General features: G+C 73.0%; 17 protein-coding genes and 1 tRNA gene. 5 read left to right on the top strand and 13 right to left on the bottom strand.

Annotation, left to right across the window (positions count from 1 at the left end; genetic code table 11):
* The first annotated feature begins 181 nt into the window (after positions 1–181).
* Positions 182–1,435, top strand: a complete 1,254-nt coding sequence (locus tag EF918_RS21070) for an amidohydrolase family protein (protein ID WP_125648851.1) — start codon at positions 182–184, stop codon at positions 1,433–1,435.
* A gap of 43 nt (positions 1,436–1,478) precedes the next feature.
* Positions 1,479–2,135, top strand: coding sequence for an SDR family oxidoreductase (locus EF918_RS21065; RefSeq protein ID WP_125648848.1), 657 nt, complete (start codon positions 1,479–1,481; stop codon positions 2,133–2,135).
* Positions 2,136–2,351: 216 nt separating this feature from the next.
* On the opposite strand, the gene EF918_RS21060 is transcribed toward EF918_RS21065, so the two are convergent.
* Positions 2,352–2,744, bottom strand: a complete 393-nt coding sequence (locus EF918_RS21060; protein ID WP_260610444.1) for a DUF3574 domain-containing protein — start codon at positions 2,742–2,744, stop codon at positions 2,352–2,354.
* A gap of 236 nt (positions 2,745–2,980) precedes the next feature.
* A tRNA-Tyr gene (locus EF918_RS21055) sits at positions 2,981–3,062 on the bottom strand.
* 168 nt (positions 3,063–3,230) lie between these two features.
* Between EF918_RS21055 and EF918_RS21050 the strand changes: the two genes are divergently transcribed.
* From EF918_RS21050 to EF918_RS21040, 3 genes are all read left to right on the top strand, one after another.
* Entirely contained in the window at positions 3,231–3,719 is a 489-nt protein-coding gene (locus tag EF918_RS21050; protein ID WP_125648842.1) for a YajQ family cyclic di-GMP-binding protein, read from the top strand.
* Positions 3,720–3,857: 138 nt separating this feature from the next.
* Complete coding sequence (locus EF918_RS21045; RefSeq protein ID WP_125648854.1) at positions 3,858–5,303, top strand: SulP family inorganic anion transporter; 1,446 nt, start codon at positions 3,858–3,860, stop codon at positions 5,301–5,303.
* Between the two features lie 10 nt (positions 5,304–5,313).
* Complete coding sequence (locus EF918_RS21040) at positions 5,314–6,558, top strand: APC family permease (RefSeq protein ID WP_125648839.1); 1,245 nt, start codon at positions 5,314–5,316, stop codon at positions 6,556–6,558.
* A 56-nt stretch (positions 6,559–6,614) separates the two neighbouring features.
* Here the strand turns inward: EF918_RS21040 and EF918_RS38355 are convergent, their stop codons facing one another.
* The 11 genes from EF918_RS38355 to EF918_RS37110 form a co-directional block, all read right to left on the bottom strand.
* Positions 6,615–6,749 (bottom strand): hypothetical protein, encoded by a 135-nt coding sequence (locus EF918_RS38355; protein ID WP_260610443.1) that lies wholly within the window; start codon positions 6,747–6,749, stop codon positions 6,615–6,617.
* 63 nt (positions 6,750–6,812) lie between these two features.
* Positions 6,813–7,205 (bottom strand): YccF domain-containing protein, encoded by a 393-nt coding sequence (locus tag EF918_RS21035; protein WP_125648836.1) that lies wholly within the window; start codon positions 7,203–7,205, stop codon positions 6,813–6,815.
* Positions 7,202–8,065 carry a zinc metalloprotease HtpX gene (gene htpX, locus EF918_RS21030; RefSeq protein ID WP_125648833.1) on the bottom strand — a complete coding sequence of 288 codons (864 nt, stop codon included), beginning with the start codon at positions 8,063–8,065 and terminating at the stop codon, positions 7,202–7,204. The genes EF918_RS21035 and htpX overlap by 4 nt, the downstream gene beginning before the upstream one ends.
* 299 nt (positions 8,066–8,364) lie before the next feature.
* Positions 8,365–9,975, bottom strand: coding sequence for an NADH-quinone oxidoreductase subunit N (locus EF918_RS21025; protein ID WP_125648830.1), 1,611 nt, complete (start codon positions 9,973–9,975; stop codon positions 8,365–8,367).
* Positions 9,972–11,558, bottom strand: coding sequence for a NuoM family protein (locus EF918_RS21020; protein WP_125648826.1), 1,587 nt, complete (start codon positions 11,556–11,558; stop codon positions 9,972–9,974). The genes EF918_RS21025 and EF918_RS21020 overlap by 4 nt, the downstream gene beginning before the upstream one ends.
* Positions 11,559–11,572: 14 nt before the next feature.
* Positions 11,573–13,588 carry an NADH-quinone oxidoreductase subunit L gene (locus EF918_RS21015; RefSeq protein ID WP_125648822.1) on the bottom strand — a complete coding sequence of 672 codons (2,016 nt, stop codon included), beginning with the start codon at positions 13,586–13,588 and terminating at the stop codon, positions 11,573–11,575.
* Positions 13,585–13,965 (bottom strand): NADH-quinone oxidoreductase subunit NuoK, encoded by a 381-nt coding sequence (nuoK, locus tag EF918_RS21010; protein WP_125648819.1) that lies wholly within the window; start codon positions 13,963–13,965, stop codon positions 13,585–13,587. Before nuoK ends, EF918_RS21015 begins: the two co-directional genes overlap by 4 nt.
* Positions 13,965–14,576: an NADH-quinone oxidoreductase subunit J gene (locus EF918_RS21005; RefSeq protein WP_125648815.1), complete on the bottom strand. Its 612-nt coding sequence runs from the start codon at positions 14,574–14,576 to the stop codon at positions 13,965–13,967. The genes nuoK and EF918_RS21005 overlap by 1 nt, the downstream gene beginning before the upstream one ends.
* Entirely contained in the window at positions 14,573–15,193 is a 621-nt protein-coding gene (locus tag EF918_RS21000) for an NADH-quinone oxidoreductase subunit I (protein ID WP_125648812.1), read from the bottom strand. The genes EF918_RS21005 and EF918_RS21000 overlap by 4 nt, the downstream gene beginning before the upstream one ends.
* On the bottom strand, positions 15,193–16,161 hold the full coding sequence (locus EF918_RS20995) for a complex I subunit 1 family protein (protein ID WP_125648809.1): 969 nt from the start codon (positions 16,159–16,161) through the stop codon (positions 15,193–15,195). The genes EF918_RS21000 and EF918_RS20995 overlap by 1 nt, the downstream gene beginning before the upstream one ends.
* On the bottom strand, positions 16,158–16,342 hold a 185-nt coding region (locus tag EF918_RS37110; protein WP_185921839.1), incomplete at its 5' end, for a hypothetical protein. The genes EF918_RS37110 and EF918_RS20995, both read right to left, overlap by 4 nt.

Here is a 16,342-nt window from a genome sequence, read left to right as displayed (position 1 = left end):
GGAGGAGTGGGGCCCGTGGGGCCAGGAGTGGTGGGGCCTTGGGCGGGACCACGGCGGTATGACTATTCGGTCCTCCGCGATGGCGGGAGCCACGCGCCCTACGCTCTGAGGACGCTGCGCGATCTTGGGCCGTGGCTGTGGCCAGGGCCCGGGGAACGCCCGAGCCCACCGCAGGAGCGCGATGCCCGACAGCCACGCCCCGGAACCAGGCGCCGCCCACCACGGCTCGGCCGCCGACCCCACGACGCTGCTGCTCGCCGGCGCCCGCCTCACGGACGGGCGGACGGTCGACGTCCGGCTCAGCGGCGGCCGCATCCAGGCCGTCGGCACCGTCGGCAGCCTGCCGGCCCCGTCCCCCTCCCGGGTCGACCTCACCGGCTACCTGCTGCTGCCCGCTCCCGCCGAGCCCCACGCCCACGGCGACACCGCGCTCACCGCCGACACGGCCGGCCCGGTGTCGTACGCCGTCGACGAAGTGCAGCGCCGGGCCACCGAGGCGGCCCTGCTCCAGCTCGGCCACGGGGCCACCGCGGTCCGCTCGCACGTCCGGATCGGCGACGTCCACGGCCTGACTCCGCTGGAGGCCGTGCTCCAGGCCCGCCGCTCCCTGCGCGGACTCACCGACCTCACCGCCGTCGCCGTGCCCCGTCTCCTCACCGGCGTGGCCGGCGCCGACGGACGGGCGATGCTGCGCGACGCGCTCAAGATGGGCGCGGCGGTGGTGGGCGGCTGCCCCGATCTCGACCCGGACCCGACCGGCTTCCTGGAGGCCGTCCTCGAACTCGCCGCCGAACACGGCTGCCCCGTGGACCTCCACACCGACGGCGACGACCCGGCCCGCCTGGCCCGCCTGGCGGCGATGGCCGGCGGACTGCGCCCCGGCGTGTCCATCGGCCCGTGCGGCGGCCTCACCCGGCTCCCCCTGGACGTGGTCACCCGCGCCGCCGACCAACTGGCGGCGGCCGGCGTCAGGGTGACGTGCCTTCCGCAGGGCGACTGCGCCGCCCTGGAACGCCGCGGCCCCCGCCCGGCCCCGGTCCGGCTGCTGCGCACCGGGGGCGTCCGCGTCGCCGCCGGCAGCGGCGCCCTGCGCGACGCCGGCAACCCGGTCGGCCGGGGCGACCCCCTGGAGGCCGCCTACCTCCTCGCCTCGCAGGGCGGCCTGCGCCCGGCCGAGGCCTACGACACCGTCAGCACCGAGGCCAGGGAGGCGATGGGCCTGCCGGAGGTCCGGGTGGAGGCCGGCTTCCCGGCCGAACTCCTCGCCGTGCGCGGCGACCGGATCGCCGGCGTGCTCTCCCTCGCCTACAGCCGCATCGTCATCCACCGCGGCCGGGTGGTGGCTCGCACCAGCGCGGTGCGCGAGTACTGCGACTCGGCGGTCGCGGTGGCGCTGGACCTCCCCCGGCAGGGCCGTATGGAGCCAGGTCCCTGAGCGGCTGCGGGCGGCCGCGCGCCCGCCGTCGTACGGTCGGTCCATGCGCATCGTCATCGCGGGTGGACACGGTCAGATCGCGCTGCGGCTGGAACGGCTGCTCAGCGCGCGCGGATACGAGGTCGCGGGCATCATCCGCGACCCGGCACAGGGCGACGACCTACGGCTGGTCGGCGCCGAACCGGTGCTGTGCGACCTGGAGTCGGCCTCGGTCGAACAGGTCGCCGCGGTCCTCCAGGGCGCGGAGGCCGTGGTCTTCGCCGCCGGCGCGGGCCCGGGCAGCGGGCCGGCCCGCAAGGACACGGTGGACCGGGGCGCGGCGGTCCTGTTCGCCGACGCGGCCGAACGCGCCCGGGTCCGCCGCTTCGTGATGGTCTCCTCGATGGGCGCGGACGCCCGCCATCCGGGCGACGACGTCTTCGACGCCTACCTGCGCGCCAAGGGCGAGGCCGACGACCACCTGCGCACCCGGATCGGCCTGGAGTGGACGGTCCTGCGCCCCGGGGCGCTGACCGACGAGCCCGGCACCGGCCTGGTCCGGCTGGCGGCGCACACCGGCCGCGGGTCGATCCCGCGCGACGACGTGGCGGCGGTGCTGGCCGAGCTGATCGACACTCCGGCGACGGCGGGCCTCACCCTGGAACTGGTCTCCGGCTCCACCCCGTTCCCGGTGGCGGTGAGGGACGTCGCAGGCAACTGAGGCCCCTCCGAGGCCCCCACCCGGCGGGCGCACGCCGAAGGCCCCCAGGCGATGGATGGACGGCCGCACCAAGGGCCCCGACGCGCGTGGCGGTCCCCGATGGCCCGGGGGTCCCCGAGCCCCGCGGGTCGCGACGGCCCCAGGAGTCCCGCGAGACCTGCGGGCCCCAACGGTCCCGGGGGTCCCGCGAGGCCCTGGGCCCCGGGTCCCGGCCGGTCAGAAGTCGACCGTCACCTGGTCGTCGGACCGGCCGACCGAATCCTGGTCGTACGTGCGCTCGTACGCCCGCCGGATCCGCTCGACGCGCACGTTGCGCTCCTCGGCCTCGGTCTCCGGGTAGAGGAGCACGAGCTCGTACGACCGCTCGCGTACGAGGTCCCCGTCCTGCTCCCGCCACTGCCCGCGCCCCTCGTGGAGCGTCAGCCCTTCCGGGAACGCGGGCGTCACGACCCGGTCCAGGAACGCCGCGAACTCCTGCTCGCGCACTTCACCGCCCCCGGTCCGCTGGGTCCCGAAGTACAGCCGGGTCTCGTGGTACGACTCCCCCACGTCCCCCTGCAACGCCCCCACCAGAGCCGGAATCCCGGCCCCCAGCAGGGCGAGCAGCACCCCGCCACCAACCTTCCCCCGTGCCTTCGCAGTCCACTTCACGCCGGGACAACGACACCGAGGACCGTCCGGATACGCCCCATCACTTCCGTTTTGCGCGGCCCACCTTGACCCGACCCGACCGCCGACCGGGCCCCTGACGCCGCACACCTCCACGACTACTCTCCGTAGTCGCGCGCGATGTCGAAGAAGCCCCCTTGATCACGTTTCCGCAGATCAAGAGGGCTCTCTTCGCGTGGCGGCGCCAGGATTCGAACCTGGGTAGGCTAAGCCGACGGATTTACAGTCCGCTCCCATTGGCCACTCGGGCACACCGCCATGGGATGTCGCTTCGAGTTCGCCTCTCGGCGGTGCTCTCTGGCAACGACGTAAACAATACCCGATGCTCAGGGATGCTTCGCCACAGGATTGATCGGCACTTCGGGCGGGTGCGGTGGCTAGGCTTTGCCCCGAGCAATCGCAGCCGACATCAAGGAGCCACAGCACATGGCCGACTCCAGTTTCGACATCGTCTCGAAGGTCGAGCGGCAGGAGGTCGACAACGCCCTCAACCAGGCCGCCAAGGAGCTCTCGCAGCGTTACGACTTCAAGGGCACCGGCGCCTCCATCTCCTGGTCCGGCGAGAAGATCCTGATGGAGGCGAACTCCGAGGAGCGGGTCAAGGCCGTCCTCGACGTGTTCGAGACCAAGCTGGTCAAGCGGCAGATCTCGCTCAAGGCCCTGGACGCGGGCGAGCCGCAGCTCTCCGGCAAGGAGTACAAGATCTTCGCGACGATCCAGGAGGGCATCTCCCAGGAGAACGCCAAGAAGGTCGCCAAGATCATCCGCGACGAGGGCCCCAAGGGCGTCAAGGCGCAGGTGCAGGGCGACGAGCTGCGCGTCAGCTCCAAGAGCCGTGACGACCTCCAGGCCGTCCAGCAGCTGCTCCGCGAGAAGGACCTGGACTTCGCGATCCAGTTCGTGAACTACCGCTAAAGATCGGCGCTCGCCGGTCGCACGCGGCGCGCGTGCGGCGCGCGCCCCTCCGCAGACCCCCTGTGGTCACTTGGCGCGGGTGGATGACACCCACCACGCTGGGTGACGTCCATCACATACGTGGCAGGGGGTTCTCGCATGCTCGGGGCCGGCACATTCCGCGAAGACCTCGGGGCATCCGTCGTCGTCGCGCTGGTCGCACTTCCGCTCTGCGTGGGCGTGGCCGTCGCCTCCGGTGTGCCCGCAGAGCTGGGGATCGTCACCGGAGTGGTGGGCGGGCTCCTCGTCGGCTCCTTCCGGGGCAGCTCCTTGCAGGTCAGCGGGCCCGCCGCGGGACTGACCGTGCTCGTGTACGAGGCCGTGCAGGCGCACGGCCTCGCCGCGCTCGGGGTGCTGGTGCTGGCTGCCGGGGCGGTGCAGCTGGGCATGGGGGCACTGCGGCTCGGGCGGTGGTTCCGGGCGATCTCCGTCGCCGTCGTGCAGGGCATGCTGGCCGGGATCGGCCTGGTGCTGATCACCGGGCAGGTCTACGCCCTCGGGGACGCCTCCGCCCCCGGTGGCATGCCCGCGAAGCTCGGCGGGCTGACGGGGCTGGCCGGCCGGGCCGAGTGGACGGCCGTGGTGCTCGGGCTGGGGACCGTACTGATCATGGTCGGCTGGCAGCGGATGCCGGACCGGGTCCGGGTGGTGCCCGGGGCGCTGGTCGGGGTGGCGGCCGCCACCGCTGCCGCGGCGGCGCTGTCCCTGCCGGTGCAGCGGGTGGAGGTGGCCGGGGTGCTCTCCACCGTGCAACCGGTCGGCCTCGCCGACCTCGGGTTGCTGCTCTCCCCGGGAGCCGTCGGCACCGTCGTCGCGCTCGCACTCATCGCCTCCGCCGAGACGCTGTTCAGCGCGGCCGCCGTGGACCGGATGCACGACGGGCCGCGGACCGACTACGACCGCGAACTCGTCGCCCAGGGCATCGGCAACACCGTCTGCGGGCTGCTCGGGGCGCTGCCCATGACCGCGGTGATCGTGCGCAGCGCGGCCAACGTGCAGGCCGGGGCCCGCACCCGGGCGTCACGGGTGCTGCACGGCGCCTGGCTGCTGCTGTTCGCCGTGGCGCTGCCGCAGGCGCTGTCGGCAGTGCCGCTGGCCGCCCTGGCCGGGGTGCTGCTGCACGCCGGGTGGAAGCTGCTGCCGGCGCGGGCGGTCGTCGCGCTGTGGCGCACGCACCGGGGCGAGGCGGTGGTGCTCGTGGCGACGGCCGGGGCGATCGTGACCACGAACCTCTTCGAAGGGGTGCTCGTCGGCCTGACCCTGGCCGTCGCCAAGGCCGCCTGGGAGACCTCCCACGTGCAGGTGGAACAGGTCTGGGAGGACGGCACCCTGTGCCTGCGGGTGATGGGCAACGCCAGCTTCCTGCGGCTGCCCAAGCTGCTGGACGTGCTGGAGGCGCAGCCGGGCGACCGGCCGGTGCGGCTCGACCTGAGCGGGCTGCGCCACCTGGACCACGCCTGTCTGACCGCCCTGGACGGCTGGGCCCGCCAGCGGGAGCGGCGCGCGGCAGCCCCCGGCCGGGAGGGCGCCCCCGAGCCGGGCTAGCATCCGGCGCGTGGAACGCGAGTTGAGACGCACGCTCGGGGTCACCGACGCCGTGGTCGTCGGGCTGGGCGCCATGATCGGCGCGGGCATCTTCGCCGCCCTCGGTCCGGCGGCCGCCTCGGCGGGCAGCGGGCTGCTGGGGGCGCTGGCGCTGGCGGCGGTGGTGGCGTACGGGAACGCGCATTCCTCGGCGAGGCTGGCCGCCCGGTACCCGGCGTCCGGCGGCACGTACGTCTACGGGCGCGAGCGGCTCGGGCCCTTCTGGGGATATCTGGCCGGCTGGGGCTTCGTGATCGGCAAGACCGCATCCTGCGCGGCCATGGCCCTGACCGTCGGGGCGTACGTCTGGCCAGGTCAGGAGCGTGCGGTGGCGGTGGCCGCGGTGGTGGCGCTGACCGCGGCGAACTACGGGGGCGTGCAGAAGTCCGCCCGGATCGCCCGGGTGATCGTGGCGGCGGTACTGACGGTGCTGGCCGCCGTGGTGGTGGCCTGCCTGGGCTCGGCCGCGGCCGACGCCGGGCGGCTGACCGGGGAGGCCACCGGGGGCGTGGCGGGGCTGCTGCAGGCGGCCGGGCTGCTGTTCTTCGCCTTCGCCGGGTACGCGCGGATCACCACCCTGGGCGAGGAGGTGCGCGATCCGCAGCGCACGATCCCGCGGGCGGTGCCGGTCGCCCTGGGGATCGCTCTGCTGGTGTACGCCACGGTGGCGGTGGCGGTGCTGTCGGTGCTGGGCGCGGAGGATCTGGCCGCGTCGACGGCGCCGCTGGCCGACGCGGTACGGGCGGCGGGGCAGCCCGGACTGGCCCCCGTGGTCCGGGCCGGGGCGGCGCTGGCCGCGCTGGGAGCGCTGCTGTCGCTGGTGCTCGGGGTGTCGCGGACGACGTTGGCCATGGCCCGTGACGGCCATCTGCCCCGGGCGCTGGCCGCCGTACATCCGCGCCACCAGGTGCCGCATCACGCGGAGCTGGTCGTGGGTGCGGTGGTGGCGGTGCTGGCCGCCACGGTCGACCTGCGCGGCGCGATCGGCTTCTCCTCCTTCGGAGTACTCGCCTACTACGCGATCGCGAACGCCTCTGCGTGGACTCTTGATTCAGGTGTCAAGGGACGGGCCGTGGCAGCGGTCGGGCTGACCGGCTGTGTGGTGCTGGCGTGCACGCTGCCTGTCGAGAGCGCCTTCACGGGGGCCGGCGTTCTCGCGTTGGGCGCCCTGGTCTACGGCGTACGGGCGAAGCTCAGGCCTGGCGCCGGGGCCTGAACTCCTCTGCATGGGCCCGCGTACGGGCCTCCTTGCCCACCCCTGCGCGGGCGGTGTCACCCCGCGGTGCGTATGCCGGTCGGGCGGGTGGCACCGGGATCGGTCCGGCGGGGGGCTTGCTCGGGCAACTGCGGCAACTTCGACGGCTTCGACGGCTTCGACCACTTCGGCAACTGCTGCGTCTCGTTCATGCGTTCATCGTGGACCACGCCGCCCACATCCCGCACAGCCTGTGGATAACTCCCCCGTCGGGCTCAACGCGTGGCGAACGGCGCGTCCGTGCGGACGATTTCGCGGCCCAGCGGAAGCAGCGAGATGGGGATCATCTTGAAGTTGGCGATGCCGAAGGGGATGCCGATGATCGTGATGCACAGGGCGATGCCCGTGGCGATGTGGCCGAGGGCGAGCCACCAGCCCGCGAGGATCAGCCAGAGGATGTTGCCGAGGGCGGAGCCGGCGCCGGCGTCGTGCCGCTCGACCGTGGTGTACCCGAACGGCCACAGGGCGTAGAGCGCGATGCGGAACGCGGCTATGCCGAACGGGATGCCGATGATGGTGATGCAGAGGATCACGCCCGCCAGGCAGTAGCCCAGGAACAGCCAGAACCCGCTGAGCACGAGCCAAATGAGGTTCAGGATCGTCTTCACTGCCTACGGCCTGCCATCTGTTCGAGCCGGGCGATGCGCTCGGCCATGGGTGGGTGTGTGGAAAACATCTTCGACAAACCTTCCCCGGGACGGAAGGGGTTGGCGATCATCATGTGGCTCGCGGTCTCCAGGCGCGGCTCGGGCGGCAGCGGCAGCTGCTTGGTGCCCGCGTCCAGCTTGCGCAGCGCGTTGGCCAGGGCGATCGGGTCGCCGGTGAGCTGGGCGCCGGAGGCGTCGGCCTCGTACTCCCGGGAGCGGCTGACGGCCAGCTGGATCACAGTCGCGGCCAACGGGCCGAGGATCGCGATCAGCAGCATGCCGAGCAGGCCGGGGCCCTCGTCGTCGTCGGACCGGCCGACGGGGATCAGCCAGGCGAAGTTCACCAGGAACATGATCACGGAGGCGAGGGCTCCGGCGACCGAGGAGATGAGGATGTCGCGGTTGTAGACGTGGCTGAGCTCGTGGCCGATGACCCCGCGCAGCTCCCGTTCGTCGAGGATGCGCAGGATGCCTTCGGTGCAGCAGACGGCGGCGTTGCGCGGGTTGCGGCCGGTGGCGAACGCGTTCGGGGCCTCGGTGGGCGAGATGTACAGGCGGGGCATGGGCTGGCGCGCGGAGGTGGAGAGCTCGCGGACCATCCGGTACAGCTCGGGCGCTTCGAACTCGCTCACGGGGCGGGCGCGCATCGCGCGTAGAGCCAGCTTGTCGCTGTTCCAGTACGCGTACGCGTTGGTGCCGAGGGCGACCAGGACCGCGACGATCAGACCGGCGCGGCCGAAGAAGCTCCCGATGATGATGATCAGTGCGGACAGGCCGCCCAGGAGTACGGCGGTCTTCAGCCCGTTGTGCCGGCGGTGCACGGTACGCCCTCCTAGTGGTGCGGCAGGGGGACCCGGCAAGGGGTTCTACGGTCCAGTGGACCCTCCCTTCCTGGTCAACGCCAGGCGGGAGCGACGGGTTCCCGGCCACGGCCGCGGCGGGGCCCTGCCGGTCCCGTGCCGGGGCCGTACCGGACCGTGCCGAGGCCACGCCGGACCCGTGCCGCCGGCGTACCCGGACCGGTGCCGCCGGCGTACCCGGACCCGTACCGCGGGCGTACCCGCACCCCTACCGCAGCCGTACCGGCCCGGGCGTGGGCGTTGCGCCGTTCGGGTGGACGTCAGTACGGGAACAGGCTCGACGCCGCGTAGCGCAGCACGGCCTGCGGGTCTCCCGAGAGGATCACCGAGACGACGGCGGTGAGGGCGATCGCGAGCACGATCGGGAACGGGATGCGGGCCGTCGGGACGCCGGCGCCCCCGGGCGTGACCGCCACCGCACCGGCCCCGTCGACGCCGGACGCGGCCCCCGACGGCGCCCCGGTCGGCGCCCGGGCGCCCTCCGGGGCCCGGAACAGGACGGCCGTCCACTGGAGGTAGTAGTAGAGGGCGATGACCACGTTGACCGCCATCACCACGGCCAGCCAGCCCAGCCCCGCGTCGACGGCGGACCGGAAGACGGTGACCTTGGCGAAGAGGCCGATGATGCCGGGCGGCAGACCGGCCAGGCAGAGCAGGAAGAAGGCGAGGGCGAGGGCCGCCGCGGGGCGCTCGGCGTAGAGGCCGCGGTAGTCGCTGATGCGGTTCAGCGGCTTGCTGCGGGCGACCAGCGCGGCGACGGCGAAGGCGCCGAGGTTCACGACGGCGTACATGAGGGCGTACGCGACGGTGGAGCCGATGGCGTCGCGGTCGGAGTAGGCGGCCGCGGCGATGGGGACCAGCAGGTAGCCGGCCTGCCCGACGGAGGACCAGGCCAGCAGCCGTACGGCGCTGTGGGCGCGGTCGGGCGACTGGCGCAGGGCGGCCGCGTTGCCGAGGGTCATGGTGAGCGCGGCGAGCACGGCCAGGGCCGGCCCCCAGACGTCGGAGTACGCCGGGAAGGCGATCACGGTGACGAGGATCAGACCGGTGAACCCGACGGCCTTGCCGATGACCGAGAGGTAGCCGGCGATGGGCAGGGGTGCGCCGACGTAGGTGTCGGGGACCCAGAAGTGGAAGGGGACCGCGGCCGTCTTGAAGGCGAAGCCGACGAGGGTCAGGGCGACGCCCGCCATGGCGAGGGTGTCGAACTGCCCGGGCACGTCCTCCAGGCGGTCGGCCAGCTCGGTCAGGTGGAGGGTGCCGGTGACCGCGTAGACGAAGCTGACGCCGAGCAGCGAGACGGCGGTGGCGGTGACCGAGGAGAGGAAGAACTTGAGCGCGGCCTCGGAGGAGAGCCGGTCGCCGCGCCGCATGCCCACCAGGGCGAAGGCGGGCAGGGAGGCGACCTCCAGGGCGACGATCAGGGTGGCGAGGTCGCGGGAGGCGGGCAGCAGGGCGGCGCCGGCGACGGAGGAGAGCAGAAGGAACCAGAACTCGCCTGCGGGGAGCCGCCCCTCGCGGGTGCCGGTGACCGAGAGCAGCGCGGTGACCAGGGCGCCGGCGAGCACCAGGAACTGGATGACGAGGGTGAAGTGGTCGGCGGTGTAGCTGCAGACCTCGGGGGCGTCGGTGAGGCAGAAGGTGGACCGGTCGCCGCCGCGCAGCGGCAGCAGCAGCGCGGTGGAGGCCGCCAGGCCGGCGAGGGCGGTCCAGCCGAGGAACGCCTTCCTCCGCTCGCTCAGGAACAGGTCGGCGACCAGGACGACGAGGGCGACGGCGGCGGGCAGGGCCGCGGGCGCGATCGCGAGCCAGTCGACGGTCTGGACGAGGCCGGCGCCCCGGTCGGCGGCGGTGGTGAGGGTCGCCGTCATGCGTTGCCTCCTGCGAGGAGCTTCTGGACGGCCGGGTCGGTGAGGCCGAGGAGGATGGCGGGCCACAGGCCGGCGAGGACGGTCAGGGCGACCAGCGGGGTCCAGGCGGCGAACTCGTAGCCGTGGACGTCGGAGAGGACGGCGGGGGCGGCCTCGGGACGGGCCTGCGGATCGCCCATGCACACCCTGCGTACGACGATCAGAAGATATGCGGCGGTGAGCAGGGTGCCGAACGCGCCGATCGCCATGAACGTCAGGAAGGCCGGCCGCGACAGGCCTTCGGCCGGGTCGAACGCGCCGAACAGCGCCAGCATCTCGCCCCAGAACCCGGCCAGGCCGGGCAGCCCGAGCGAGGCGACGGCGGCGAAGGCGAGCAGGGCGCCCAGGCGCGGGGCGCGGCCGTACAGGGCGGCGCCGGTGGCCCCGGCGAGGGTGTCCAGGTCGCTGCTGCCGTAGCGGTCCTTGAGGGCTCCGACCAGGAAGAAGAGCAGGCCGGTGATCAGGCCGTGGGCGATGTTGGCGAAGAGTGCGCCGTTGACCCCGGTGGGGGTCATGGTGGCGATGCCGAGCAGCACGAAGCCCATGTGGCCGACGGAGGAGTACGCGATCAGGCGCTTGAGGTCGCCCTTGGAGCCCTTGCGGGTCAGCGCGAGGCAGGCGAGGGACCCGTAGACGATGCCGACGGCGGCGAAGGCGGCCAGGTAGGGCGCGACGGTGTGCATGCCGTCGGGGGTGACGGGCAGCAGGATGCGGACGAACCCGTACGTACCCATCTTCAGCAGCACGCCGGCCAGCAGCACCGAGCCGACCGTGGGGGCGGCGGTGTGGGCGTCCGGCAGCCAGCTGTGCAGCGGCCACATGGGGGTCTTCACGGCGAGGCCGATGCCGATGGCGAGGACGGCCAGGAGCTGGGTGGTGCGGGTGAGTTCGCGGCCGTTGTCAGAGGCGAGTGCCACCATGTCGAACGTGCCGCTGTTCAGCCCGATCAGCAGCAGACCGAGCAGCATGACCACGGAACCGAGCAGCGTGTAGAGGATGAACTTCCAGGCGGCGGACTGCCGCTGGTCACCGCCCCAGCGGGCGATGAGGAAGTACATCGGGATCAGGACCATCTCGAAGGCGAGGAAGAACAGCAGCAGGTCGAGGACGGCGAAGGTCGCGAGGGTGCCGGACTCGAGGACGAGGACCAGCGCGACGAAGGCCTTCGGGGAGGGGCCTGCCGGGAGCTTGAAGTAGCTGTAGAGCGCGCAGAGGAAGAACAGCAGCGCGGTCATCAGGAGGAGGGGGAGCGAGATGCCGTCGATGCCGAGGTGGATCCGGACGTTCAGCGCCTGGATCCAGCTGATGTCCGTCGTCGCCTGGAAGCGGGACGGGGTGTCGTGGTCGAAGCCCAGGGTGAGGGCGACGGCCGCGGCGAGCACCACACCGGTCACGGTCACGCCGTGGCGCAGCACGGCCTGCTCGGGGCTGCGGCCCTTGAGTCCGGGCGGGGCCGGGAGCAGGGCGGCGAGCGCGCCGACGAGCGGGGCGACCACGATGAACGCCAGAAGGAACTGCATCACGGACGGGCTGATATCGATCACGGCTGACTCACGGCTCACGATCCGGCGTTGACGTTGGCGAGGACGGCGGTGGCGATCGCCAGGACCACGGCACCGGCGAGCAGGGCGCTCAGGTAGCTCTGCACGTTTCCGGTCTGGGCCCGGCGGACGAGGGCGCCGAGCAGCCGGGGTCCGCCGCCCGCGCCACGGACGTACGTGTCGACGACCTCGCGGTCGAGGAAGCGGACCAGGCTCGCGCCGGCCCGGACGGGGCGGACGAACAGCGTGGCGTAGACGGCGTCCAGGTGGAAGCCGACGGCGGCGTGCCGGTGGAGCGGGCCGAGCAGGGCCTTGCCGGGGTCGGCGACCGGGCCGGTCGCGGTGGCCGGGTGGTCGTGGGTGACCTCCTCGACCTCGGGCGCCTGGGCGGCCGACTCCTCGACGGCGGTCTCCACCGCGGCGGCCGCTGCGACGGTCGGCAGTCCGGCCGGGACGCGGGCGGCCTGGGCGGCGGCGCGCTGCCACAGGGCGTAGGTGAGCATCACGCCGATGACGGCGGCGCCCGTGCCGAGCACGGAGGTGGTCAGCGTCGGGGAGAGCTCACGGCCGTCGAACCAGTCGGGCAGCGGGCCGGCGGCCAGGCCGAACGCAGTCGTGGGCGCGGCGAGCAGCCACAGCACGCCGGTCATGGCGAGCGGCTCCTTGCCGTGGTCGGGCGCGGCGGCGCCCCGGCCGCGGAAGGTCATCAGCCACAGCCGGGTGGCGTAGGCGGCGGTGAGCAGGGCGGTGAGCACACCGGCGACCAGCACCAGCCAGCCGGCGGCGCTCGGGACGCCGTCGGACCCGCCGGTGGCGGTGTGCTCGGCGGCGACGAGGACGGCTTCCTTGGAGAAGAAGCCGGCGAAGGGAGGGATCGCGGCGAGCGCGAGCAGCGCGATCGTCATGGTCCAGAAGGCGTCCGGGATGCGCCGGGCCAGTCCGTCCATGCGGGCCATGGCGGACAGGGAGTTCGTCCCGGCGGCGTGGATGATCACGCCGGCGCCGAGGAAGAGCAGGGCCTTGAAGACACCGTGCGACAGGAGGTGGAAGACGGCGGCCCCGCGGTCGCCGACGGCCAGGGCGCCGAGCATGTAGCCGAGCTGGCCGACGGTCGAATAGGCCAGGACGCGCTTGATGTCGTCCTGGGCGAGGGCGGCCAGGGCGGAGCCCACCATGGTCACCGCCGCCATGACCGCCATGACGACGAGTGCGGCGCGGGAGGCCTCGAAGACGGGGAGGAGACGGGCGACGAAGTAGACACCGGCGGCGACCATCGTCGCGGCGTGGATCAGCGCGGAGACCGGGGTCGGGCCCGCCATGGCGTCGGGGAGCCAGGTGTGCAGCGGGAACTGCGCGGACTTGCCCGCGACTCCGGCCAGCAGGAGCAGCGCGATGAGCGTCGGGTGGTCGAGCCCGCCCGCGGCGACGGTGCCGAGGATCCGGGGGACCTCGAAGGAGCCGGCGTCGGCGGCGAGCGCGAACAGGCCGATCAGGAAGGGGACGTCACCGAGCTTGGTGACGAGGAAGGCCTTGAGGGAGGCGGACCGGGCGGCCTCGGTATCCCAGTAGTGGCCCACCAGGAAGTACGAGCAGATGCCCATGATCTCCCAGCCGACCAGCAGCACCATCAGGTCGCCGGAGTAGACGACGAGCAGCATGGCGGAGGTGAACAGTGAGACCAGAGCGGCGTACGACGGGTAGCGCGGGTCCTCGCGCAGGTAGGCCGTCGAGTAGAGCTGGACGCAGGTGGCCACGAGCCCGACCAGGACGGCGACCAGGACGGCGAAGCCGTCCAGGTAGAGGGAGAGCTCGATGGGGACCGAGCCGGTGGGGGTCAGTTCGGTCGCGGCCTCGATGGCCGGACCGCCGCCCTGGCGTACGGCGACGAGGACGGCCAGCACCGCGGCGGCCAGGGTGGGCAGTACGGCCAGCGGCCGGACGAAGCCGGGGGCGGTACGGCCCAGCAGCAGGCCCGCCAGCGCGCCCACGAAGGGCAGCGCCGGGACGAGGACGGCGAGGGTCGTGGTGCTCACGCGGTCACCTCCGACCGGACGGAACTCTGGTCGGGGGCGGTCGCGGTGCCGGGGCCCGCCGGGGGCTCGTTGCCCTCGACGGTGTCGCGCAGCCGGTCCACGTCGGAGGTGCCCCGATTGCGGTAGACCATCAGCACGATGGCCAGGCCGATGCCGATCTCGGCGGCGGCGATGGCGATGGTGAAGAGGGTGAGGGCCTGGCCGGCGTGCAGGGTGTCGCGCAGCCAGACGTCGAACGCCACGAGGTTGAGGTTGACGGCGTTGAGCATCAGCTCGACCGACATCAGCACCAGGATGGCGTTGCGGCGGGCCAGTACTCCGTACAGGCCCGTGCAGAAGAGCAGCGCCGCGAGGACGGCGGGGTAGGCGAGGTGCATCAGCGCTTCCCCTTCGCACCGGTGGCGCCGGTCGGGCCGTTGCCCCGGGCGGGGCCGGGGTCGCCGTTCTTGCGGGACAGCACGATGGCTCCGATCAGCGCGGCCAGCAGCAGGACGGAGAGGGCCTCGAAGGGCAGCACCCAGTGCCGGAAGAGGATCTCGCCGGACACCTTGGTGGAGCCCTGGACCGGTCCGTCGAGGTCGATCCAGGTGGTCCGGAAGGCGTCCACGACCACCCAGACCAGGGCGCCGGCAGCGGGCAGGGCGACCGCCAGGGCGACCCAGCGGTTGCCGGAGTCGGCGTCCGGGGAGCGGCCGATGGGGGCCCGGGTGAGCATCAGACCGAACAGAAGGAGGACGACCACGGAACCGAGGTAGATCAGGACCTGCACCCACGCGATGAACTCGGCGGTGAGCAGGAGGTACTCCACGGCGATGCCGCCCAGCGCCACGACCAGCCACAGGGCGGCGTGCACGAGCTGCTTGGTCGTGACGGTCACGACGGCCGCGCCGAGGGTGGCGAGGCCGACGAGGAGGAAGGCGATCTCGACGCCGCTGGGCGACAGGAAGCCGTGGCCTTGGGCGGCGGCGGCCAGGGTGGTGCCGGTCATCGGGCGGTTCCTCCCGCCGGGGTGTCCGGGGTGTCCGGGGCCTGCGGGGTGTCCGGGGCCTGCGGGGTGTCCGGGGTCGCGGTGGCGGCCGCGGCGGCGGCCTCGGCCTTCTCGACGGACTTGCGGGCGGCCGCGATCTCCTTCGGCTCCTCGGCCGCCGGGTCGAGGGCGGGCGGGGCCGGCACGGTCCACATCCACTCGCGCAGCTTGTCGCGCTCGTGGGTGAGTTCGTGGATGTCGGTCTCGGCGTACTCGAACTCCGGCGACCAGAAGAGGGCGTCGAAGGGGCAGACCTCGATGCAGATACCGCAGTACATGCAGAGGGAGAAGTCGATGGCGAAACGGTCGAGGACGTTGCGGCTGCGCTCGCGGCCGCCCGGGGTGGCGGCCGGGATCGTCTCCTTGTGGGAGTCGATGTAGATGCACCAGTCGGGGCACTCACGGGCGCAGAGCATGCAGACCGTGCAGTTCTCCTCGAACAGGCCGATGACGCCCCGGCTGCGGGGCGGGAGTTCGGGCTGTACGTCGGGGTACTGGGCGGTGTGCGACCGCTTCGTCATCGTGCGCAGGGTGACGGCGAGGCCCTTGGCGAGGCCGGAGCCGGGAATCGGGGGCATTACTGGATCGCCACCTTCACGATGCCGGTGAGCGCGATCTGGGCGAGCGCGAGCGGGATGAGCAGGGTCCAGGAGAGCTTCTGGAGCTGGTCCTCACGAAGGCGCGGGTAGGTGACGCGCAGCCAGATCACGACGAAGGCGAGGACGGCGGTCTTCAGGAGGGTCCACAGCCAGCCGAGGCCGTCGGCACCGAAGGGGCCGTGCCAGCCGCCGAGGAAGAGGACGGTGGTCAGGGCGCACAGGACGACGATGCCGGCGTACTCGGCGAGGAGGAACAGGGCGAACCGCAGGCCGGTGTACTCGGTGTAGGCGCCGAAGATGATCTCGGAGTCGGCGACGGGCATGTCGAAGGGGGGCCGCTGGAGTTCGGCGAGGCCGGCCGTGAAGAAGACCAGGGCGCCGGTGATCTGCCAGGGCAGCCACCACCATTCGAAGGCGCCGACGATGCCGGGGAGGGAGACGGTCCCGGCGGCCATGGCGACGGAGGCGGCGGCGAGCAGCATGGGCAGCTCGTACGCGAGGAGCTGGGCGGCGGTGCGGAGACCGCCGAGGAGGGAGAACTTGTTGGCGGAGGCCCAGCCGGCCATCAGGCTGCCGAGGACGCCGACGCCCATGACGGCCAGGACGAAGAAGAGCCCGGCGTCGATGACCTGGCCGACCGCGCCCTCGCTCGGGCCGATCGGGATGGCGACGAGGACGAGGAGGTAGGGCAGGAGGGCGACGGCGGGGGCGAGCTGGAAGATGCGGCGGTCGGCGTTGGCCGGGACCACGTCCTCCTTCTGCGCGAACTTGACCCCGTCGGCGACGAGCTGGGCCCAGCCGTGGAAGCCACCGGCGTACATCGGGCCGAGGCGGCCCTGCATGTGGGCCATCACCTTGTGCTCGGTCTGCCCGACGACGAGGGGCAGCACGAGGAAGGCGACGAAGACGACGAGCAGTCGCAGGGCGACGTCGAGGGCGTCGTTCACGCGTCGCCTCCCTGGCGGGTCTCGGTGTCCGTGTCCGTGTCGGTCGCGGGGTCGGTGTCGGTCGCGGGGTCGGTGTCGGTCGCGGGGTCGGTGTCGGCCGCGGGGTGGTCGGGGTCGGTGGCGAGATCCGGGTCCTGGCCCGTGGCGGGGGCCGTGCGGGGCTCGGTGTCCGGGCCGGGGT

Origin of the sequence: Streptomyces sp. WAC06614, from assembly GCF_003949795.1 — a bacterium.
Classification (GTDB): Bacteria; Actinomycetota; Actinomycetes; order Streptomycetales; family Streptomycetaceae; genus Streptomyces.
The sequence above is the reverse complement of the archived record's forward strand: the minus strand, read 5'-3'. Positions and strand labels throughout refer to the sequence as shown.